The following is a 21,139-nucleotide window of genomic DNA, read 5'->3' on the forward strand; positions in this document are numbered from 1 at the left end:
AGTGATAGAAGGGTCCTGAGCCGCCGTGGCTACCGCTGGATCGATTAACGATCCGGCAGGGTGATATTGAGTTCCAGAATCGAGCAGCTGCCCTGGTTTTCCAGAGCGACGTGCACGTCATCGGACCCGATATTGACGTACTTGCGGATCACTTCCACCAGTTCCTTCTGCAAGGCTGGCAAGTAGTCCGGGGTACTGCGTTGGCCGCGTTCATGCGCCACGATGATCTGTAGACGCTCTTTCGCTACCGATGCGGTACTTGGCTTCTTGTTGGCACGAAAGAAGTCAAAAATGTTCATTACCTACCTCCAAACAGGCGCTCGAAGAATCCCTTCTTCGTGACATCGAGAAAACGATGTTCCTTTTCTTTGCCCAGGAGGCGATCAACCGTATCGCTATAAGCCTGGCCCGCGTCGCTCTGGTCGTCGAGAATCACTGGCACACCCTGGTTGGAGGCCTTGAGGACCGCCTGGGATTCCGGGATCACGCCGAGCAATTTGATCGAGAGGATTTCCTTGACGTCTTCGACGCTGAGCATCTCGCCTTTCTCGACACGCTCCGGGTGGTAACGGGTAATCAGCAGGTGTTCCTTGATCTGCTCTTCGCCACGTTCGGCGCGACGGGATTTGCTGGCCAACAGGCCCAGCATGCGGTCCGAGTCACGTACCGAGGACACTTCCGGGTTGGTCACGACAATCGCTTCATCAGCGAAGTACATGGCCAGGTGGGCGCCTTTCTCGATGCCGGCCGGAGAGTCGCAGACCACGAATTCGAAGTCTTCTTTCAACGCCATCAGGACTTTTTCCACGCCTTCCACCGTCAGCGCGTCTTTGTCGCGGGTCTGACTGGCGGCCAGGACGTAGAGGTTTTCCAGACGCTTGTCTTTGATCAAGGCTTGTTGCAGGTTGGCTTCGCCGTTGACCACGTTGACGAAGTCATACACCACGCGGCGCTCGCAACCCATGATCAGGTCGAGGTTACGCAGGCCGACGTCGAAGTCGACGATGACTGTTTTGTGACCACGCAGAGCGAGGCCGGTACCGATAGCGGCGCTGGTGGTGGTCTTACCCACACCACCCTTGCCGGATGTAACCACGAGAATCTTGGCCAAGGTGTTTCACCCCTAAGGAAAAAGGACTTTTAGCCCCTGAAAAACATCTCTTGAAAAACTACTGCAGTCGGACAGCCTTGGCTGGAATCCGGTCCTGAGCGGGGTTTACCTCCGGTAAACACTGCTTTTGGCCGTTTTCCTACTTCGTTTGAGCCGTTTTCGCTACGTTTTAGAGATGCTTGGAAAATGCGGCAGTATCCGTTAAAGCCGAATGATGTTCAACACGTCGCCGGACAGGCTGACTTGTACACCCGCGCCCCACAAAGGGTCGCGACGCAGATCCTCGGAGACCTTGTAGTGGCCTGCGATGGACACCAGTTCAGCGCTCATTTGCTGACAGAAAATCCTGGCTTTCGTGTCGCCCTTGACGCCGGCCAACACTCGACCGCGCATCGGGCCGTATACATGGATGTTCCCATCGGCGAGAAGTTCCGCGCCTGGGCTGACCGAGGAGATCACCACCAAATCGCAACCCTGGGCATAAATCTGCTGGCCACCACGTACTGGCGACGTAATGATTTTCGTCGGCTTGATGGTCGGTTCCGGCGGTTTTTCCGGTTTTTTCTTTACCTGACCTTCGAGAGGATCCAGCGCCCGCTCACGGGCGCCGGACGGCGGCAGCACCGGCAGATCGACCGCAATGGCGGCCGCAATGTCTTCGATGCGGCTGGCGCGGATGGCCAGGGTGCGCAAGCCATGCTGGCGACAGACGCGCATCAGGCCCGGCAAATCCACTGCGCCTTCGCTGGCCGGGAGCTTGTCCAGGGCCAGCACCAGCGGGGCATTGCTGAAAAAATTAGGCGCCTGAGCGACCTTGGCGGCCAATTGCCGATCAAGGCTCTCGAGGTCGTTGCGGGCCAGTTCCAGCACGGTAATGGCGAGCATGCTGCCCTTCAACTGGAACACGGGATCCTGGTCTTGCGGTTCGGTTTGGCTCATGGTCGGCATACAACGGCTTGTCACTAAAAGTGCCGAGACTTATAACGAGAACGCCCGCAAGCCGCAAGCCGGGTCGAACGATGTAGAATGCGCGGCCATTGTCTTTCCGGAACCTTTAATGGATCGCCCGCGTTTTCGAAAAACATTTCTTATGCCGCGTTTCTGGCCGCTGTGGTGTGGCTTGGGGCTGTTGTGGCTGATTGTTCAGTTGCCGTATCCGGCGTTGCTGTTTGTCGGTCGCCTGCTCGGTGCCTTGATGTATCGGGTGGCCGGCGACCGACGGCGCATCGCCAAACGCAACCTTGAGCTGTGTTTCCCTGAAAAGTCGGCGGCTGAGCGCAAGCGCCTGCTCAAGGAAAACTTTGCCTCCACCGGCATCGCCTTCTTCGAAATGGCCATGAGTTGGTGGTGGTCGCGTCAGCGCTTGGCCAAACTGGCCCATGTCGAAGGCCTGGAGCACCTGAAAAAGGCCCAGCGCGACGGCAAGGGCGTGATCCTGATGGCATTGCATTTCACCACGCTGGAAATCGGCGCGGCGCTGTTGGGACAGCAGCACACCATCGACGGCATGTACCGCGAGCACAAGAACGCGCTGTTCGACTACGTCCAGCGCCGGGGCCGTGAACGGCACAACCTCGATTCGCTGGCGGTCGAGCGCGACGATGTGCGCGGCATGCTCAAGCTGCTGCGCGCTGGCCGCGCGATCTGGTACGCACCGGATCAGGACTACGGCGCCAAGCAAAGTATTTTCGTGCCGCTGTTCGGCATTCAGGCAGCCACCGTGACCGCCACCAGCAAGTTTGCGCGGCTGGGCAAGGCGTTGGTGGTGCCGTTCACTCAGGAGCGTCTGGCGGACGGCAGCGGCTATCGTCTGGTGATCCATGCGCCGCTCGAAGGTTTCCCCGGCGAAACCGAAGAAGCCGATTGCCTGCGCATCAATCAGTGGGTCGAAGGCGCCTTGCGTGAATGCCCGGAGCAATACCTCTGGGCCCATCGTCGTTTCAAGAGCCGCCCACCCGGCGAACCCAAGCTGTACAAAAAACGCGGTTGACCCCTTTAAGCGCCATGGAGTGTTGCGATGAGTCCTGCTGAACCGGTTACAGGGTTGATTCTTTCCGGCGGCGGGGCTCGGGCGGCGTATCAGGTTGGCGTGCTGGCGGCGATTGCCGAGTTGCTGCCGCTGGGCGCGGCGAATCCGTTTCCGGTGATCGTCGGCACCTCGGCCGGGGCGATCAACGCGGTCAGTCTCGCCAGTGGCGCGATGGATTTTCGCGGCGCCATCGAGCGTTTGACCGCGTTCTGGCAGGGCTTTCGCAGCCATCTGGTGCTGCGCAGCGACTGGCCGGGCGTCATCCATCAGGCCAGCCGCTTTGTCAGTCACAGTTTGCTGGGGTTGGGCGCGCATGTACCGGTGGCGTTGCTCAACAGTTCGCCGCTGCGTGGCTTGCTCAACGACAAACTGAACATGGCCGGCATCGCCGAATCGATTGCCCAGAAGCAGTTGCAGGCAGTCGCGGTGACGGCGTTTGGCTACGAGTCCGGTCAGGCGGTCACCTTCTATCAGGGCGGTGGCACCATCGATTCGTGGCTGCGCCATCGGCGCATTGGCATTCCGACTCAATTGAGTGTCGAGCATTTGCTGGCCAGTTCGGCCATTCCATTGCTGTTCGCGCCGGTGAAAATCGGCGAGGAATACTTTGGCGACGGTGCGGTGCGCCAATCCGCGCCGATCAGCCCGGCCTTGCACCTGGGCGCCAGTCGCGTGCTGGTGGTGGGGGTTAGCGGCAACCCGCGTGGTGTCGACCCGCAGCAGCCGCTGCAACGCGCCTACACCGGACAACAGCCAACGCTGGCGCAGATCGGCGGGCACATGCTCAACAGTACGTTCATTGACAGCCTGGAAAGCGACATCGAGTTGTTGCAGCGTCTGAACCAGTTCAGTCACTTGATGCCCGCGGGTACGCCAACCCGTGCGCTGGGCGTGGCACCGGTGGAGGTGTTGGTGATTTCGCCGAGTCAGCCGATCGATGAAATTGCGGCGCGGCATCGGCAAGAATTACCGGCAGCGTTGCGCCTGTTTCTGCGTGGGCCGGGGGCCACGAAGACGAGCGGGGCGGGGGTGTTGAGTTATCTGCTGTTCGAGGCGGGGTATTGCAGCGAATTGATTGAGCTGGGGCGGCGGGATGCGCTGGCCAAGCGTGAGGAGCTTTGCCGGTTTCTTGGGTTGGCGGAGTCTGTGGCTACGGCTTGAGATTTTTTGTGTTGCGGCCATTCGCGAGCAGGCTCGCTCCCACAGTTGAAATGCATTCCAATGTGGGAGCGAGCCTGCTCGCGAAGACTTCCTTACAGGTGCTGCCAGATCAGAAGTGAACCTTGACCAGGAAGCTGGTCACGCTCTGGTCAGTCTTGAAGCCCTGGCTGTCTTCGATGCCGTACTTGTTTTTCCAGTAGTCGTATTCAACACCGACGTACAACTGTTTCGCGCCGAGATTCAGCGCCTTGCCCAAGTCATATTTGACCTGCGGATTGAAGTGCAGGTTGGCGTGGTATTCGCCTCTGCCGTTGACGTCGTTGTCGACGACCCAGTCCATGAAGCCGTCGATCACCACGTCCGATTCGCCCACCGGGATGGTGTAGGACCAGACCGGTGTGACCTGCCAGATGTTGTCGCCCGGACGGTCGCCTTCGGTGTGACGGTTGTAGAAGTTCAGCTGGAAGTAGTCGAAACCCGGAATCGCCAGGTCGAAACCAGGGCCGATCAGGTAGGACTCGGTATCGTCCTCGCCAAACTCGTAAGTCATGGCCAGCAGTACATCTTTGATCGGGCCGAATTCGAATTTCTGGTCGAAGATCTTGTTGAACGACAAGCGCGGGCTGAACTCGCCGTAGTGAGTGTTCTTGCCCGCGAAAGCGTCTTCCTTGCCGTTGTAGAAGATCTTGTCGATGAAGAAGAAGTTGTCGCCGTATTTCCAGCCATCGGCGTGTTCGAAGGTCACCGTCTGCTGGATGCGCGGGTTGACCTGGAAATCCTTACCGTACAGGTAAGTCAGGCTGTTGGTCTGCCATTGCAGCAGGTCGCCGGCCATGGCCTGGCCGCCGGCCAGTAAAGATCCCGCGAGCATCAGGCTGGTGCACGTACGTTTCATTCGGTTGCTCCCAAAAAGTAGGTGGTTCCACGTTATTTTTTTAAGCTCGGCGCTCTGGTGTGGCGCCTGTTTCTGTAGCGGTAAAAACTCATCCAATCGGTCAGCTTTAATGCTGTTAGCAAGAGCTGCGCCAAGGCTTTCAAAAAGCAAAAAAACTCCCGCTCGGCTGCTTGAAAACAGTCGATTGAGAGGGGGTATGGAGTGCCTTGGTACCGTCCAGAGCCGGGATAAGCTGGCTTTCTGGTCAGGAATTAAATCCGGGCTTTTTTTTAAAGCGGATTCAGGCGGCCGCGGAGAATACTGACTACTCGGCCAGGTCTCAAGTGCCCCGCAACAGCGCACCGACGACAGGTGTGGGGCACAGTTGGGAGAGGTTGGTCGCTCGTTGCAAAACGAGCGGCTTGAGTCGGTAAAAACCATCTGTTGCTTCCTCTTGTTTTTATTGTTGAGGCGCAGGCAGCCATGGGCTGCCGGAAGGCAGCCCTGTTCATGGGTTTTGATCAGTGTGTGTGTGCGGTGCAGTCGTTAATGGCCGCGCGTTCGGCGCCGCCAAGAATGTTGAACAGCAGGTTCAGCGTCAGGGCGCTGAGCGTGGCCATGGCGATACCGCTGTGGGTAATCGGGCTCATCCAGACCGGCAGGTGGGCAAAGAACTCGGGACGCACCACCGGGATCAAGCCCATGCCGATGCTGACGGCCACCAACAATTGATTCCGGCGGTCACCGATGTCGGCTTCCTGAAGAATCTTGATCCCGGTCGCGGCAACCATGCCGAACATCGCAATCGCTGCACCGCCGAGGACCGCTGGCGGAATCGACGCCACCAGGAAGGCGGCTTTGGGCAGCAGGCTCAAGACGATCAACAAACCGCCAGCGACGATGGTCACCGAACGGCAGCGCACGCCGGTCATCTGCACCAGGCCGATGTTCTGCGCGAAAGAGGAGTGGGTGAAGGTGTTGAAGAACCCGGCGAAGAACGAGGCGCCGGCGTCACACAGCAAGCCGCGACGCAGCATCCGTGGGCAGACCTCCTGGCCGGTGATCTTGCCCAGGGCGAGGAACATCCCGGTGGACTCGACGAAGATAATCACCACCACCAGGCACATCGACAGAATCGGTGCGAGTTCAAACTTGGGCATGCCGAAATGCAGCGGGGTGACGAATTGCAGCCACGGCGCTTGTGCCATGCCGCTGAGGTCGACCATGCCGATCAGGCCGCAGAGCACGTAGCCCAGGCACATGCCGATCAGTACGGAAATGTTGACCCAGAATCCGCGCATGAAACGGTGCACCAGCAAAATAGTGCCCAGCACCAGCGCGGCGATGGTCAGGTAAATAGGCGAACCGAATTGCGTGGCGCTGGCACCGCCGCCGGCCCAGTTCACGGCCACGGGGAATAGCGACAAACCGATCGAGGTGATGACCGTGCCGGTCACCAGAGGCGGGAAGAAGCGTACGACTTTGGACATGAACGGCGCGATGAGCAGGCCGAAGAACCCGGCGGCGATGGTCGCGCCGAAGATCCCTTGCAGACCGATCCCGGGCATGCCGGCCATGGCAACCATGCTGCCGACGGCGGCGAAACTGGCGCCCATCATCACGGGCATGCGGATGCCCATGGGGCCGATGCCCAGCGACTGGACGATGGTGGCGATGCCGGCAACCAGCAGGTCGGCGTTAATCAGAAAGGCGATTTCTTCACGACTCAGGCCAGCGGCCTGTCCGATGATCAGCGGCACCGCGATGGCGCCGCCGTACATCAGCAAAACATGTTGCAGACCGACCAGGATCAGTTGCAAAAGGGGCAAACGCTGAATGGCGGGTGCGTCGGGGATGCGCGCTTCGGATAGCTCGGACATGCAACACCTCGGATCTTTTTTATTCTTGTGATTGAACAGCTGTCGGGTTGCTCACAGCTGTTTTTTGCATCAGGGAAACCGCGTTGCGGCTATTCGCGAGCAGGCTCGCTCCCACAGGTATTGCACCACCCATGTGGGAGCGAGCCTGCTCGCGAAGCTTTTCAACGATTAATTGGTCTGGGCTCCCTGCACAATCCAGGCACCGATCAGGTCACGTTCCTGCTGGGTCATCTGCGTGATGTTGCCCAGTGGCATGATCTGGCTGGTGACGGCCTGAGCCTGGATGCGCGGCGCGTTCTGGCGGATCTGCTCGGGGGTGTCAAACATCACTCCGGCAGGCGCAGCACTGAACAGCGGGCTGGTCGGTTTGGCCGAGTGGCAAACCGCACAACGCTCCTGAATCACGCTGTGGACCTTGTCGAAACCTGGGCCGGAGTTAGACGCCTGGGCAGGTGCGGCGGCGGGTGCTTCAGCGGGTTTGGCTTCAGCGGGTTTCAAACCACCGCCCACAGCCGTTTCCGGCAGCGGTTGGTATTCGATCTTCGCCGGCGCCTTGGCCACGTCCGGGCTGGTCATCGGCGCAGGGCCGGTGACGTAAGCCAGGCTGATCATGCCGACGGCGGCCACTGGCAGCGTCCAGGCGAACTTGTGGCTGTCATGACGGGTGTTGAAGTAATGACGCACCAACACCGCCAGCACCGCGATCCCGGCCAGGATCAGCCAGTTGTATTGGCTGCCGTAAGTGCTTGGGAAGTGGTTGCTGATCATGATGAACAGCACCGGCAAGGTGAAATAGTTGTTGTGACGCGAACGCAGCAAGCCTTTGGCTGGCAATGCCGGGTCCGGCGTGCGGTTCTCGGCGATCGCCGCAACCAGTGCGCGTTGCGCCGGCATGATGATGCGGAACACGTTGCCGACCATGATGGTGCCGATGATCGCGCCGACGTGCAGGTACGCACCACGACCGCTGAACACTTTGCTGAAGCCGTAAGCGGCGCCAATGATAAGAACGAACAGGATAAAACCGAGCAGGGCAGGGCGTTTGCCCAAGGCCGAGTCGCAGAGGAAGGAGTAGACGAACCAGCCGACGAACAGCGAGCCGATGCCCAACATGACACCTTCAGGGCCGCTCAGGCTGCTGCCCGGTGCCAGAAGGTAGAGCGTCGGGTTGGAGTAGAACACCACGCACAGCAGCGCGATCCCCGACATCCAGGTGAAGTAGGCTTCCCATTTGAACCAGTGCAGGTTGTCCGGCATGGTCGGTGGAGCCAGTTTGTATTTTTCCAGGTGATAGATACCGCCGCCGTGGATCGCCCACAAATCGCCCGCCAGACCACTTTTCGGGTTGACCCGATTGAGGTTGTTTTCCAGCCAGACGAAATAGAACGACGCACCGATCCAGGCCACGCCAGTAATCATGTGAACCCAGCGTACGCTCAGGTTCAGCCATTCGAACAGATGTGCTTCCACAGTCTTTACCTCTCGCCTGTCACTCTGTTGTCGAGTGATCAGACCTTCTCTTATTGGTGGGGGGCGAGGATCAAACGCTCATCCTCTTTGAAAAAATGCTCATCGCAGTTATTGCCTGTGCCACTGCGATCAACCACCAGGAAGTCATCCCGCTTTTCGATCGTCAGCACCGGATGGTGCCAAACGCCGCGATGGTAATTAATGCCCTGCCTGCCGTTGGTGACGAAGGCGCGGACCAAGCCTGATACAGGTTCATCGCCAAGTGGCGCGACCACGATCAGAAAAGGGTTGCCGAGCAGCGGAATAAACGCCTGGCTGCCCAGCGGGTGACGCTCCAGCATGCTGACGGTCAGCGGCATGTCCTGCGCGTCGGCGCGGAAGATGCTGATGATCGCGTTGTCTTCTGGCTTGGCGGTTTCCACCGTCGCCAGTTTATGAAAGCGCATGGTCGAACCGTTGTTGATCATGAAGTGATCGCTGCCGTCGGTTTCGATCACGTCACCGAAAGGGGCGAAGGCTTCTTTGGTCAGCGGTTCAATCGTCAGTGTGCGCATGCTGTTCTTATCCGAATTCTGTGTTGTTGGTTCTGTTGCTTTCGCTAGCAGGCTCGCTCCCACATTTGGAATGCAGTCCCCTGTGGGAGCGAGCCTGCTCGCGAATGGCCTCACCGCTTATTTAGCGACCTTGCCGAGAACGCGCAGGCGGCTCACACCACCGTCCGGGAACACGTTCAGGCGGATGTGGGTGATCGGGCCCAATGCCTTGATCTGCTCGGCGAAGGTGTGTTCGGCGTGCATTTCCAGTTTCTGCGCCGGCAGCAATTCGCGCCAGAACAACGATTGGGTTTCGATCTGGCTGTCGGTGCCGCCTTTCACGAATGCGCCCTGGATCGAGCAGGTGTCCGGGTAGTTGCCCTTGAAGTGCAGGGTGTCGACGATGACTTTCTCGACTTCACCGGCATGGCCCAACGCGACGATCACCCAGTCATTGCCCGGGGTACGACGACGTGCAGTTTCCCAGCCGTCGCCCATGTTGATGCCACGGCCCGGGTTGAGGATGTTGCTCATGCGACCGAAGTGTTCGTCGGAGCAGGCGAGGGCGCGGCCACCGTTGAGGGCTGCGGCCAGGTCGATTTGCTCGTTGTCGCCCACAGCGGACCAGTCGCGGTGCGGCACGCCGTACACACGCAGACGGGCCACGCCGCCATCCGGGTAGATGTTGAAGCGCAGGTGGCTGAACGCCTGATCGTTGTTGATTTCGTGGAAGTGGTGGCTGTTGCCTTGCAGCTCGACGGCCGACAGCACTTCAACCCACTGGGTGTTTTCAGTCGGCTCGCCTTCAGCCAGGAAACAGGCTTCCAGGGAGGCCGACGGCGGGAAGTTGCCGGTGAAGAATGAAGTGTCGATGTCGACGCCTTTGATCGAGCCCGGTACACCGAGGCGGATCACGGCGCTGTCGTAGCCTTCGAAGCGCTTGCGGCGCGACTCCCAGCCGTCCATCCACTTGCCGTTGTCATCGAACACGCCTTCTTTCCACACAGCCGGAGTCGGCTGGAACAGGCGGTTGGCATCAGCGAACCAGTCATCGGTGACCGAGATGATTTTGGTGCCCAAGCGGGCATCGGCCAGGTTGACGAACTTCTCGAAAGGTACGGCGTGAGCTTTCATTCTTCTTGTCTGCCTTTAATAAGTTGGCTTGGGATGCTTGCAGTGCCCTGGGCGATGTATGTATGCGTTCAATGTCGCTCGGGCAAAGCTCGCTATAGGGTCAGTAAACGGAACAACGCAATCTTGTTGATCTCCGCCAGCGCGCATTTGAATTCGGTGTCGACCGAGTTGTGAATACGCGTTTCGAACGCCGCGAGGATCTGATGCCGGTTGCTGCCTTTTACCGCCATGATGAAGGGAAACTTGAACTTGGCTTTGTAGGCGTCGTTCAGCTCGGTGAAGCGCTGGAACTCTTCGGCCGTGCATTGGTGAATACCCGCGCCAGACTGTTCTTCAGTGCTGGCTGCGGTAAGCTGGCCCTGGACGGCGGCTTTGCCGGCCAGGTCCGGGTGAGCGTTGATCAGGGCCAGCTGGCTTTGATGATCGGCGCTCAACAGGATGTCGCTCATGCGCTGGTGCAGGGTTTCGATCTCGTCGATCGAAGCGTCCTGGCCCAGGTCGAAGGCCTTTTCGGCCACCCATGGCGAATGTTCGTAGATGTCGGCGAAGGCGGCGACGAATGCGTCGCGGCTCAGGCTCGATGGCTTCAGCGTTTGAAAGGTGCTCATTTGGCAGCCCCTTGGTACGGGTGGGTTTCGTGCCAGTGGCGCGCGATGTCGACGCGACGGCTGAACCACACCTGTTCATGACTTTTAGCGTATTCGATAAAGCGCTTGAGTGAAGCCAGACGCGCCGGACGGCCGATCAGGCGGCAGTGCAGGCCGATCGAGAGCATCTTCGGTGCTTCGGCGCCTTCCGCGTACAGAACGTCGAAGGCGTCCTTGAGGTATTCAAAAAAGTCGTCGCCCTTGTTGAAACCCTGGACCTGGGTGAAGCGCATGTCGTTGGTGTCCAGGGTGTACGGGATCACCAAGTGCGGCTTGCCAGTCGGGTTGTTCGGTTCCCAGTAGGGCAGGTCGTCGTCGTAGGTGTCGCAGTCGTAGAGGAAACCGCCTTCTTCCATCACCAGGCGACGGGTGTTCGGGCCAGTGCGGCCGGTGTACCAGCCGAGTGGGCGTTGGCCGGTGATTTCGGTCAGGACGCGGATCGCTTCGAGCATGTGCTCGCGTTCCTGCGCTTCGTCCATGTATTGATAGTCGATCCAGCGGTAACCGTGGCTGCAGATCTCGTGGCCGGCATCGACCATCGCGCGGATCACGTCCGGGTGGCGCTGAGCGGCCATGGCAACGGCGAAGATGGTCAGAGGAATGTCGAATTCCTTGAACAGTTTCAGAATCCGCCAGACGCCGGCACGGCTGCCATACTCGTAAAGGGATTCCATGCTCATGTTGCGCGCGCCTTGCAGCGGCTGCGCCGACACCATCTCGGAAAGGAAGGCTTCAGATTCTTTATCGCCGTGCAGGATGTTGCGCTCGCCGCCTTCTTCGTAATTGAGTACGAAAGACAGGGCGATGCGGGCATTGCCCGGCCAGTATGGGTGAGGAGGGTTACTGCCGTAACCGATCAGGTCGCGTGGGTAGTCAGCGCTCACTGCAGTCTTCCTTCTTATTCGTGTTGACAGGTTGTGTGGCGCCTTGGCGATGAAAGTCAGGCTGGCGTCACAGCGATGGGCTGATTGTATACAACTTTATATTCAATTTGTAAGCCTGAATTTCTGCATTTTTCGCGAACTGTCATGAATAGCTGGTATTGCAAGAAACCTGCCTGACTGGTCAGCTCTAGGATAGAAGGTCCGCTGATCGTATGGCGTGGTTATAAATTCGCTGCAAATTCCCGACTAGCGGGCATGGCGGGAAATATGTCGTTTTTATTGTGTACAATTTTTTTGAAAAGTGTCTTAATCAATCGCTCGCCGCAGTGATTCGTGCTCCGAATCGGTGCGGTCTCCTTTTCAACTGACTTCGGGAGGCGCGAGGTCTGACTGCTCTACGCAGGCAGGCGCGCAGAATCAATGGGACGTTTGACTACACACGTTTTGGACGCTGCACACGGTTGCCCGGGCAGCTCGATCAAGGTCGAGTTGTACCGCGTTGAAGGTTCTCAGCTGGAATTGGTCGCCAGCGCGACAACCAACAGCGATGGCCGTGTCGATGCTCCGCTGCTGCAAGGCGATGACTACCGCACCGGGGTCTATCAGGTTCAGTTTCATGCGGGCGATTACTACCGCGCCCGTGGCGTTCAGCTGCCGGAGCCGGCGTTTCTCGATGTAGTGGTGCTGCGTTTCGGCATCTCTGCGGAACAGGATCACTACCATGTGCCGCTGCTGATTTCGCCCTACAGCTATTCCACGTACCGCGGCAGCTGATCCCCCAAGCAGCTGCCTCAACCTGGAAGCGACTGCGCATATAGCTTCTTTGGTCTTTCGCCCGCTCACACTGCGGGCTTTTTTTCGTCCTTGAGAAATGGGTTGTCTGGGCTGATGCCATCGCGAGCAAGCTCGCTCCCACAGGGGATGTGTGATCAACACAAAACTAATGTGGGAGCGAGCCTGCTCGCGAAGCTTTTGCTTTTATCGGCTTAGAAGGGATGCAGCGCCTGCACCCCCAAACAACCCCGCACTGACCCGGTTAAACCAGCTCTGTCCCTTGCCACTGCGCAGATACCGCGCCGCACCATGCGCACCCAGCCCATAAGCCAACTTGCACAGCAGGTCGAGCACGGTCCAGGTTGCAATCATCACCAGCAACTGCGGCAGGAACGGTTGTTCCGCGCTCAAAAACTGCGGCAGGAAAGCGGCGAAAAACAGAATGTCTTTCGGATTGCTCGCACCCAGCACGAACGCGCGGCCGAACAATGCACGAAAGCGTGGCACCGGCGCCGCTTGAGGCACTTCAGCGCCGACCGATGGCTGGCGCGATTGCTGCCAGCTCTGCCAGGCGAGGTAAAACAGGTACAGCGCGCCGACGATTTTCAGCGCGCTGAACAGCTGTTCCGACGCCAGCAGCAAGGCGCCAAGACCCAGTGCGGAAGCGCTGAGCAAGCAGATCGAAGCAATCACCCCACCGAGAAACGCCGGGTAAGAACGGCGCAAACCGTAATTCAGACTGTTGCTGATCATCAGCAATGACAGGGGCCCCGGGATCAGGATCACCACCAGCGCAGCGCCGCTGAACAGCAGCCAGGTTTCCAGACTCATCACTTTCCTCCATTTGTGCAAAAGCCCCACCCGGCGGGGTGAGGCTGTTTTGAAACACTGTTTTTGAAACGTCGGCGGCTTACAGGAAAATGAACTTGGCGATGAAGATCGCGCAGAGCACCCACAAGCTGACGGAGATTTCCTTGTACTTACCGGTACCGGCCTTCAACGCCACGTAGGTGATGAAGCCCAGCGCAATGCCGTCGGCGACCGAGAAGGTCAGCGGCATCATGATCGCGGTAACGATGGCCGGAATGCTGTCGGTCGCTTCGTCCCATTCGATGTGCTTCATGCCGCCCATCATCAACATCGCCACATAAATCAGCGCGCCGGCGGTGGCATAGGCGGGGATCATCCCGGCCAGTGGTGCGAAGAACATCGCCGCAATAAATAGCACACCGACGGTCACGGCGGTAAGACCTGTCCGACCACCCGCGGCAACACCCGCAGCACTTTCAACGTAACTGGTGACCGGCGGAACACCCACGATCGCACCAAAAACGCTGGAAGCACTGTCGGCTTTCATGGCGCGGGAGAGGTTTTCGATCCGCCCGTCCGCGCCGACCAGGTTGGCGCGCTGGGCCACGCCCATCAGGGTGCCGGCGGTATCGAACATGTGCACGAAGAGGAATGCCAGGACCACGCTGATCATGCTGACGTTGAACACGCCGGCCAGGTTCATCGCCATCCAGGTCGGGGCCAGGCTCGGCGGGGCCGACATGATGCCCTCGTAGTGCACCAGGCCCAGGCCCCAACCGGCCAGAGTCACAGTGATGATGCTGATAAGGATCGCGCCGAACACTTTGTGGTAGCTGAGGATGGCGATCATCAGGAAGCAGATGGCGGCGAGCAGCGGGCCGGGTTCGCGCAGGGAGCCGAGCTTGATCAGGGTCGCCGGGCTATCGACGACAATGCCCGCGGTTTTCAGACCGATCAATCCCAGGAACAAACCGACGCCAGCGCCCATGGCGAAGCGCAGGCTGACTGGAATGCTGTTGAGCAGCCATTCGCGAATCCGCGAAAAGGTCAGGATCATGAACAGAACACCGGAAACAAACACCGCGCCGAGGGCGGTTTCCCAGTTGTAGCCCATGGTGCCGACCACGGTGTAGGTGAAGAAAGCGTTCAGGCCCATGCCCGGCGCCAGGCCGACCGGCCAGTTGGCGTACAGGCCCATCAACAGGCAACCCAGCGCCGCCGCGATGCAGGTCGCCACAAACGCGGCGCCGTGATCGATCCCGGCGTCGGCCATGATGTTGGGGTTGACGAAGATGATGTAAGCCATGGTGATGAAGGTAGTCAGACCGGCAATCAGCTCGGTCTTCACCGTGGTGCCATGCAAGGTGAGTTTAAAGATGCGCTCAAGCAGGCCATTGCGTAACGGCGGCGAGAGTTCCAGCGTCGATGCTTCGGATTTGCGGCTTTCCACAGCGAGTACTCCTCAAGAGTTTTATTGTTATTTCCAGGACCGGACCCATGAGGGTGGCAGCGATCCTTTGAGGCACTTGCGAATTTGTTGACCGTCTGGTCAGGAACTCGCACGAAGTGGATTATGCTTTTGTATACAAAGAAAGCAAATAATGTTTTTGATTTTGTTTACGAAAAGTTTGGCGATAGGGGTATATCGCCTGTCCGGACGCCTTCGCGAGCAGGCTCGCTCCCACATTCGAGCGCATTCCCCTGAAAGAACCCGGTCACCTGTGGGAGCGAGCCTGCTCGCGAAGGGGCCAGACCAGCCACTAAAGTGGGCGGCTGAAGATGCCTTTAGGGAGGGCAGAAACAAATAAACCGGCGCAAGGGCCGGTTTATTTGGACTGGGGGTTTGTGGTGGCCTCATCGCGAGCAAGCTCACTACAAAACCATCAAGCAGCAGCAAACCGCTTATCCAGATAATCAATAATCACCTTGGACTCATACATCCAGGTGGTCTGACCGTTCTCTTCAATGCGCAGGCACGGCACTTTGATCTTGCCGCCTTGCTCCAGCAGGGTCTGGCGATCCTGTTCGTTGTTCTTCGCATCGCGCAGGGCCACTGGCACGTTCAGGCGGCGCAGGGAGCGGCGGGTTTTCACGCAGAACGGGCAGGCGTGGAATTGATACAGGGTCAGGTCCTTGGCAGCGCAGTTGACCTTGGCCTGAGCCTCGGCAGGGCGCTGCTTCTTGCCCGGACGGGTGATGAAGTCGATGAAGATGATCAGTTGGCCAAGGCCGACACGAAGCGCTTTTACGAACACGTTGAAAGCCTCACGGTGCGAATGAAGAAGGGCGCGCAGCTTACCTGATTTTTTGCAGACGAAAAAAAACCGGCGATGAATGCCGGTTTTCTTCGTGCCGCACGTTACTTGATCAAGCTGAGAAACTCGCTGCGGGTGGCCGCGTTTTCGCGGAACTCACCGAGCATCACCGACGTGATCATCGACGAATTCTGTTTCTCCACACCGCGCATCATCATGCACATGTGCTTGGCCTCGATCACCACCGCAACGCCCAGGGCGCCGGTGACTTGCTGGACCGCATCGGCGATCTGGCGGCTGAGGTTTTCCTGGATCTGCAGGCGGCGAGCGTACATGTCGACGATGCGCGCCACTTTCGACAGGCCCAACACTTTGCCGCTCGGGATGTAAGCGACGTGTGCCTTGCCGATGAACGGCAGCAGGTGGTGTTCGCACAACGAGTACAGCTCGATGTCCTTGACCAGCACCATTTCGCTGTTGTCGGAGCTGAACAAGGCACCGTTGGTGACCTCTTCGAGCGTCTGTTCATAACCGCGGCAGAGGTACTGCATGGCTTTGGCGGCACGTTTTGGCGTGTCGAGCAGGCCCTCGCGGGAGACGTCCTCGCCCAGTTGGCCGAGAATCGCGGTGTAATTCTGTTCCAGGGACATGAAACTACCTGTGGGGATTTTCGCAAAGGGCAAGGGTACGGTGGCAAACACGGCGCTGCAAGCATGACGCGACAGCTTTACTCGTCGCGACCTTCCATCATGGTGCGTTTGAGCATCACATAAACCGCTCCGGCGCCGCCATGTCTGGCCTGGCACGAGGTGAAGCCGAGCACCTGTGAATGCTGGCGCAACCACGTGTTGACGTGACTCTTGATCATCGGCCGCTTGCCGTCCAGACGCACGGCTTTACCGTGGGTGACGCGCACGCAGCGAATTTCGAATTTGGTCGCTTCGGCCAGAAAAGCCCAAAGGGTTTCCCGGGCCTTTTCCACGCTCATGCCGTGCAGGTCGAGGCTGCCCTCGAACGGAATCTGCCCGATCTTGAGCTTGCGCATCTGGCTTTCCTGGACACCGTCACGGGCCCACATCAACTCGTCTTCCGGGCCGACGTCGATGACAAACTGATCGGACAGCCCATCCACGGTGGTGGCATCGGTACGAATGGTTGCGGCTTGACGCAGCTTGGCGATTTGCGCGCGGTCGGCCTTGGGTTTGCCGGTTTCGGCGCGATCGTGCTTGATCGGCTTGACGCCTTGGATCGCACTTTTGAACAGGGAAAAATCGTCGTCTTGCATGTCAGCCTCCGCGAAGGTCGGCCAGTTTACCCAAGTCGAGGCGCTATCCATAACAATTGAGGCCCGGCAAATGCCAGGCCTCGGGTCAATCGTGTTTTTTCATCAGGTGCGGGGACATGTTCAGCTCACGCGACTGACGCGAACGGCGCCGGCAGCGACGCCACAGCCACACACCGAGGTACAGCACGAACAGGCCAACCGCCAGGACCACTGCCGCACCGGTACGGCTGGTGTTCAGTTCGCCCAGCGCGGGTGCGTGGCCAAGCAGGCTGGCGGCAGCGGCCATGGCGAGCAATACACCGCACGTTGCCAGCAACGCGGCAAACGCCGCGCCAATACGAAAACGCCAGTTGCGTTGGCCTTTGGGCCGCAAGCGGCGAGCGTCAAAACCATCGGATAACTTCATTCCGACCTTCCTCAATGGGTATCGGCCCTTCGACCGGGAGTTGACCGGGATGTTCCTGAGGCTAAGACAATTGCGGCAAACGAGAGGCTTTTGCAGATGAGCGGCGCTATTGGCCGCTCATCACGGGCCGATCAAATCAGATCGTGAGTGAGCGCGAGGGTGGCGAAATTGTCCGCCATGATCGCCATTTCGGTCTGCTGAACGTGCTCGGCACTCAGTACGCCGCCCTTGTAAGGCAAGTCGCGCGTGGCGCAGGCGTCTTCCACCAGCGTGCAACGGAAACCCAGGTTCTTGGCGGCACGCACCGTGGTGCTGACGCTGGAGTGACTCATGAAACCGCAGACGATCAGGTCAAGGGCGCCGAGGTCTTCCAGGCGTTTTGCCAGTTCGGTGCCGTGGAACGCGCTCGGCAGCAACTTGCCGAGGATGGTTTCGTCGGCCTGCGGCTCAAGGCCGGGGATGAACTCACCGCGCTCGCCTTGTGGGTCGAACAACCCGCCGACCGTACCGAGGTGGCGTACATGCACGATGGGGCGGCCGGCCGCGCGGGCAGCCGCCAGCAATTGCTTGATGTTCGCGACGGCAGCGTCCATGCCGCTCAGGGCCAGCGGACCGCTGAGGTATTCCTTCTGGGCATCGATGATGACAAGGGTCGCGTGGCTCAGATTGGCTGCTGCGTAACCGCGGCCGCTGAGTTGAAACATCGTTTTTGGAACGGACATTCTGGGGCTCCTTGGAGTGGGGCTTTTGCGACATTGTCCTCTGGCTGAGCGGTTCTGTGAATCGCTACTATCGTAGGCGCCGTCATTACTGGCTCGCAGCCTTGTCAAGTTGCGGGTTTTGTTCAATAGCCAACGGCAAAAAGGGATCGATCCTACATTCGGTCCGGTGTTTTTCCTGCGTCGTCGTGGCGCGTTTTGGCTGTTAGAATCGCCAGTCGTTTTTTCTGGAGTTTGCCGCCGTGATCACTTCCCGCCTTCGTACCCTGCGTGACCACATCCGTTGGGCCGTCAGCCGCTTCCATGGGGAGGATCTGTTTTTCGGCCATGGAACCGACAACGCCTGGGACGAAGCCCGTCAATTGGTGTTGGGTGCCTTGCACTTGCCGTGGGAAATCGCCGACAGCTACCTCGACTGCGCGCTGGAAGATGATGAGCTGGTCAATCTGCAGCGCTTGCTCAAGCGCCGCATCGAAGAACGCATTCCGACCGCTTACCTGTTGGGCGAAGCGTGGTTTTGCGGCATGTCCTTCATCGTCGACGAGCGCGTGCTGATCCCGCGTTCACCGATTGGCGAGCTGATCGAAAACCGCTTCACGCCATGGCTGGGTAGCGAGCCGGCGCGCATTCTGGACCTGTGCACCGGTTCCGGTTGCATCGGTATCGCCTGCGCCTACGAGTTCCAGAACGCCGAAGTGGTGTTGGCGGATCTGTCGTTCGAAGCGCTGGAAGTGGCCAATCAGAACATCGAACGTCACGGTGTCGATGAGCGCGTGTACACCGTTCAGGGCGATGGCTTTGATGGTTTGCCGGGTCAACGTTTCGACCTGATCGTGTCGAACCCGCCCTACGTCGATGCGGAAGATTTCGCCGACATGCCGGACGAGTATCAGCACGAGCCGGAGCTGGGCCTGGCCTGTGGCGATGACGGTTTGAACCTGGTGCGCCGCATGCTGGCTGAAGCCGCGGATCATCTGACCGAGAAGGGCTTGCTGATTGTCGAGGTGGGCAACAGCCAGGTTCACGTCGACGCGCTGTACCCGGAAGTCGATTTTGCCTGGCTCGATTTCGAGCGTGGCGGGCATGGGGTGTTCATGTTGACGGCGCAGCAGTGCCGTGATCATCAGGCACTGTTCGCTTCTCGCGTCTGACTGAATCCGCTTTTGTGGCGAGGGGGCTTGCCCCCTCGCCACAAAAAGCCATCAGCGGTGCGTAGCAATCCAGATCAACAACCCCGCCTGAAACACCGCAAATGCCACCAGGCACGTAATCGTAAAGCGCAACCCGGCGTCTTCACGCTTGTACTTGCTGACTTTTTCCTCGTGCTTCTTCAGCTTCACTTCCTGCTCGGCCAGGTTCTGTTCGGCTTGCTGAAGCATCTGCGCGGCTTCGAGAATTTCCACCAGTTGCAGCTTTTCAGTGTTCCAGTCGCCCGACAGGTCACCGACCTGCACGTCTTTGACGCTGCCTTTCAAATGCTGGGCATCGGCATACACCACCTCAAAACCATGGGCCTTGAGGAAGTGATCGCGGCGCAGGCGGGTGTCTTCGTTCAGCGCGTCTTTATTGTTCAGATCCGTGCCGTCGACGGTGTAGCCGGACCAGCGCTTCTTCGCCCAGGTAATCCCTTGAGCAGCCATGAAACGGCCGATGCCACGGTTCATCGGTTCAATCTGCAGGCCGCTGTCAGGGCCGAAATGCACACGCTTGGTGGTGTGATCGACCCACACGTCGAGGTGATTCTGTTCTTTGCGCACGCGCTGGCCGGGCAGGGTGATGCTCATACGCATCAGGCTCTGCTCCTTGCTGTTGCGTTCGGCATAACCGAATTCGACAAAACGCAGCGGGCGCCCGCCGGTGTTGCGGTCGGTTTTCAGCGGCGCCAGACGGAGCATCTTGTGGTGCTCGACGTGGACGTCCGCCCACGGCAGCTCAACCGCTGGCGGTGCGTCTTTTTCAGCGGTGGTGTCGGGTGAAGTCTGGGTATCAGTCATAACGGCGAGATCCTGTCCAAGCCCTGCCGCCAGCCATTGCGCTGGCGACAAAGGCTTATCGGCCGTTTTTGACAGGACTGGAGGGTCAACAGCGCTTAACTGGGGCGAAGTCCGTCAATAAACCCGAGGATGCGTGTGCCAAGCTCGGCCGCCAGTGGCAATTGCGGGTCTTTATAAGAGGCCAATTGCCGTTTGACGTCGTTGGGCACAATGCGCATGACGTGGTTCATGCCTTCGATCAGCGCCAGCTCGGCGTCCGGTTTGGCGGCCTTCAGCAGCCTGGCGTCACCGACACCGACCTGAATGTCGTTGCTGCCCTGAATGATCAACGCCGGCATCTTCAACTTGGCGAACGCTGCCGCCGGGTCCTGACGGAACAAGGAAATCAGGTACGGCTGCACACTCGGGCGGAAAATCGTCTGAAGCTGAGGTGGTACGTTATCGTCGGTGTGACCGGCCTTGAGGCTGTCGAGCAGCTCATTGCTGCGCAGCATCAGCGCGGGTGGCAGTTGATTGCTCAATTGTTGACGCAACACCTGATCGACCGGGCGAGCGCTGCCGGACAGCGAGATGACCGCTGCGGCGTCCACACTCGGCGCCGCCAGGGTGGCGATCAAGGCGCCTTCGCTGTGGCCGAGCAGAATCAGCGGGCCGAAACGCGGATCACTTTGCAGCTTTTTGCCCCAGGCTTCGGCATCGGCCACATAGGCCTCTACCGACAGGTTGCGTTCGTCTGGCGTGGCGGCAAGGCTCGCGGCCACACCGCGTTTGTCGTAACGCACACTGGCGATGTTGTGTTTGGCCAGCACCCAGGCCAGCCGTTTGAGGCTGTCGTTGCGTCCGCCGTCGGTGTTATTGCCGTCGCGATCCGTAGGACCGGAGCCGGAAATGATCAGGACGACCGGTACAGGATTGTCGGATTTGGGCAGCAACAGCGAGCCGAAAAGCTCCCCGGTGCCGGTATCCAGCGTAATAGGTCGTTGCAGGACGGTGGCCTGCACGTAGCCGGTAAACAAGGTCAGGCTCAAGGCTAAAACTCGCAGCATCATCACGCCATCATTCACAAAGGTGCCGGTTGGACTCGCAGGCACCCATAAGGTTCGAGGATGAACTACTTGGGTAGCCTGCGTATACTGGCGCGCATTACGTATTCAGGTTCTATTTCACGGAGCG

The 21,139-nt window shown here is 59.2% G+C and carries 23 protein-coding genes; 4 read left to right on the top strand and 19 right to left on the bottom strand.

All coding sequences use genetic code 11. From position 1 onward, the window contains the following. Positions 1-44: 44 nt before the first annotated feature. The 3 genes from minE to minC all read right to left on the bottom strand — a co-directional run bounded on the left by minE (position 45) and on the right by minC (position 2,050). Complete coding sequence (gene minE / locus AC07N8_RS03110) at positions 45-299, bottom strand: cell division topological specificity factor MinE (RefSeq protein WP_007944431.1); 255 nt, start codon at positions 297-299, stop codon at positions 45-47. After that, positions 299-1,111, bottom strand: coding sequence for a septum site-determining protein MinD (gene minD, locus AC07N8_RS03115; RefSeq protein WP_414876892.1), 813 nt, complete (start codon positions 1,109-1,111; stop codon positions 299-301). The genes minE and minD overlap by 1 nt, the downstream gene beginning before the upstream one ends. Before the next feature lie 201 nt (positions 1,112-1,312). Further along, entirely contained in the window at positions 1,313-2,050 is a 738-nt protein-coding gene (gene minC, locus AC07N8_RS03120; RefSeq protein WP_483843837.1) for a septum site-determining protein MinC, read from the bottom strand. Positions 2,051-2,168: 118 nt separating this feature from the next. Between minC and AC07N8_RS03125 the strand changes: the two genes are divergently transcribed. Beyond that, a complete protein-coding gene (locus AC07N8_RS03125; protein ID WP_493142242.1) occupies positions 2,169-3,101 on the top strand; it encodes a lipid A biosynthesis lauroyl acyltransferase in 933 nt (310 codons plus the stop codon). A gap of 27 nt (positions 3,102-3,128) precedes the next feature. Then, on the top strand, positions 3,129-4,301 hold the full coding sequence (locus AC07N8_RS03130; RefSeq protein ID WP_483843835.1) for a patatin-like phospholipase family protein: 1,173 nt from the start codon (positions 3,129-3,131) through the stop codon (positions 4,299-4,301). A 109-nt stretch (positions 4,302-4,410) separates the two neighbouring features. Here the strand turns inward: AC07N8_RS03130 and AC07N8_RS03135 are convergent, their stop codons facing one another. From AC07N8_RS03135 to puuE, 7 genes are all read right to left on the bottom strand, one after another. Continuing rightward, a complete protein-coding gene (locus tag AC07N8_RS03135; RefSeq protein WP_493142240.1) occupies positions 4,411-5,196 on the bottom strand; it encodes an outer membrane protein OmpK in 786 nt (261 codons plus the stop codon). Between the two features lie 500 nt (positions 5,197-5,696). Continuing rightward, on the bottom strand, positions 5,697-7,055 hold the full coding sequence (locus AC07N8_RS03140; RefSeq protein ID WP_483843833.1) for a nucleobase:cation symporter-2 family protein: 1,359 nt from the start codon (positions 7,053-7,055) through the stop codon (positions 5,697-5,699). 168 nt (positions 7,056-7,223) lie between these two features. Then, the gene (locus AC07N8_RS03145; RefSeq protein WP_493142238.1) at positions 7,224-8,525 is read right to left on the bottom strand and encodes a urate hydroxylase PuuD; all 1,302 of its coding nucleotides are present in this window, start codon (positions 8,523-8,525) and stop codon (positions 7,224-7,226) included. 50 nt (positions 8,526-8,575) lie between these two features. Next, positions 8,576-9,079: an ureidoglycolate lyase gene (locus tag AC07N8_RS03150; protein WP_008146154.1), complete on the bottom strand. Its 504-nt coding sequence runs from the start codon at positions 9,077-9,079 to the stop codon at positions 8,576-8,578. Between the two features lie 117 nt (positions 9,080-9,196). Beyond that, complete coding sequence (gene alc, locus AC07N8_RS03155; protein WP_223513943.1) at positions 9,197-10,192, bottom strand: allantoicase; 996 nt, start codon at positions 10,190-10,192, stop codon at positions 9,197-9,199. A 92-nt stretch (positions 10,193-10,284) separates the two neighbouring features. Then, positions 10,285-10,800, bottom strand: coding sequence for a 2-oxo-4-hydroxy-4-carboxy-5-ureidoimidazoline decarboxylase (gene uraD / locus AC07N8_RS03160; protein ID WP_223513942.1), 516 nt, complete (start codon positions 10,798-10,800; stop codon positions 10,285-10,287). Continuing rightward, positions 10,797-11,723 (bottom strand): allantoinase PuuE, encoded by a 927-nt coding sequence (gene puuE, locus AC07N8_RS03165; protein ID WP_493142235.1) that lies wholly within the window; start codon positions 11,721-11,723, stop codon positions 10,797-10,799. The genes uraD and puuE overlap by 4 nt, the downstream gene beginning before the upstream one ends. A gap of 420 nt (positions 11,724-12,143) precedes the next feature. Here puuE and uraH point away from each other — a divergent pair, with 420 nt between their 5' ends. After that, a complete protein-coding gene (uraH, locus tag AC07N8_RS03170; RefSeq protein ID WP_042558430.1) occupies positions 12,144-12,497 on the top strand; it encodes a hydroxyisourate hydrolase in 354 nt (117 codons plus the stop codon). 204 nt (positions 12,498-12,701) lie between these two features. On the opposite strand, the gene AC07N8_RS03175 is transcribed toward uraH, so the two are convergent. The 7 genes from AC07N8_RS03175 to AC07N8_RS03205 form a co-directional block, all read right to left on the bottom strand. Next, positions 12,702-13,328, bottom strand: a complete 627-nt coding sequence (locus tag AC07N8_RS03175; protein WP_077430609.1) for a LysE family translocator — start codon at positions 13,326-13,328, stop codon at positions 12,702-12,704. 79 nt (positions 13,329-13,407) lie between these two features. Then, complete coding sequence (locus AC07N8_RS03180; protein ID WP_027922494.1) at positions 13,408-14,757, bottom strand: NCS2 family permease; 1,350 nt, start codon at positions 14,755-14,757, stop codon at positions 13,408-13,410. Positions 14,758-15,190: 433 nt separating this feature from the next. Continuing rightward, on the bottom strand, positions 15,191-15,562 hold the full coding sequence (locus AC07N8_RS03185) for a glutathione S-transferase N-terminal domain-containing protein (protein WP_493142233.1): 372 nt from the start codon (positions 15,560-15,562) through the stop codon (positions 15,191-15,193). 104 nt (positions 15,563-15,666) lie between these two features. After that, the gene (gene folE / locus AC07N8_RS03190; RefSeq protein ID WP_003204506.1) at positions 15,667-16,212 is read right to left on the bottom strand and encodes a GTP cyclohydrolase I FolE; all 546 of its coding nucleotides are present in this window, start codon (positions 16,210-16,212) and stop codon (positions 15,667-15,669) included. Positions 16,213-16,289: 77 nt separating this feature from the next. After that, on the bottom strand, positions 16,290-16,847 hold the full coding sequence (locus tag AC07N8_RS03195; protein ID WP_140667195.1) for a Smr/MutS family protein: 558 nt from the start codon (positions 16,845-16,847) through the stop codon (positions 16,290-16,292). A gap of 85 nt (positions 16,848-16,932) precedes the next feature. After that, positions 16,933-17,253, bottom strand: a complete 321-nt coding sequence (locus AC07N8_RS03200) for a hypothetical protein (RefSeq protein WP_027922497.1) — start codon at positions 17,251-17,253, stop codon at positions 16,933-16,935. A 131-nt stretch (positions 17,254-17,384) separates the two neighbouring features. After that, positions 17,385-17,975 (bottom strand): cysteine hydrolase family protein, encoded by a 591-nt coding sequence (locus AC07N8_RS03205; protein WP_027922498.1) that lies wholly within the window; start codon positions 17,973-17,975, stop codon positions 17,385-17,387. A gap of 239 nt (positions 17,976-18,214) precedes the next feature. Here AC07N8_RS03205 and prmB point away from each other — a divergent pair, with 239 nt between their 5' ends. Continuing rightward, on the top strand, positions 18,215-19,123 hold the full coding sequence (prmB, locus tag AC07N8_RS03210; protein ID WP_483843830.1) for a 50S ribosomal protein L3 N(5)-glutamine methyltransferase: 909 nt from the start codon (positions 18,215-18,217) through the stop codon (positions 19,121-19,123). A gap of 51 nt (positions 19,124-19,174) precedes the next feature. Here the strand turns inward: prmB and AC07N8_RS03215 are convergent, their stop codons facing one another. Both AC07N8_RS03215 and AC07N8_RS03220 read right to left on the bottom strand, forming a co-directional pair. Then, a complete protein-coding gene (locus AC07N8_RS03215; protein WP_493142231.1) occupies positions 19,175-19,966 on the bottom strand; it encodes a hypothetical protein in 792 nt (263 codons plus the stop codon). Positions 19,967-20,061: 95 nt separating this feature from the next. Continuing rightward, positions 20,062-21,015 carry an alpha/beta hydrolase gene (locus AC07N8_RS03220; protein ID WP_493142230.1) on the bottom strand — a complete coding sequence of 318 codons (954 nt, stop codon included), beginning with the start codon at positions 21,013-21,015 and terminating at the stop codon, positions 20,062-20,064. Between the last annotated feature and the right edge of the window lie 124 nt (positions 21,016-21,139).

Source organism: Pseudomonas sp. GW821-FHT10C09 (genome assembly GCF_059415465.1).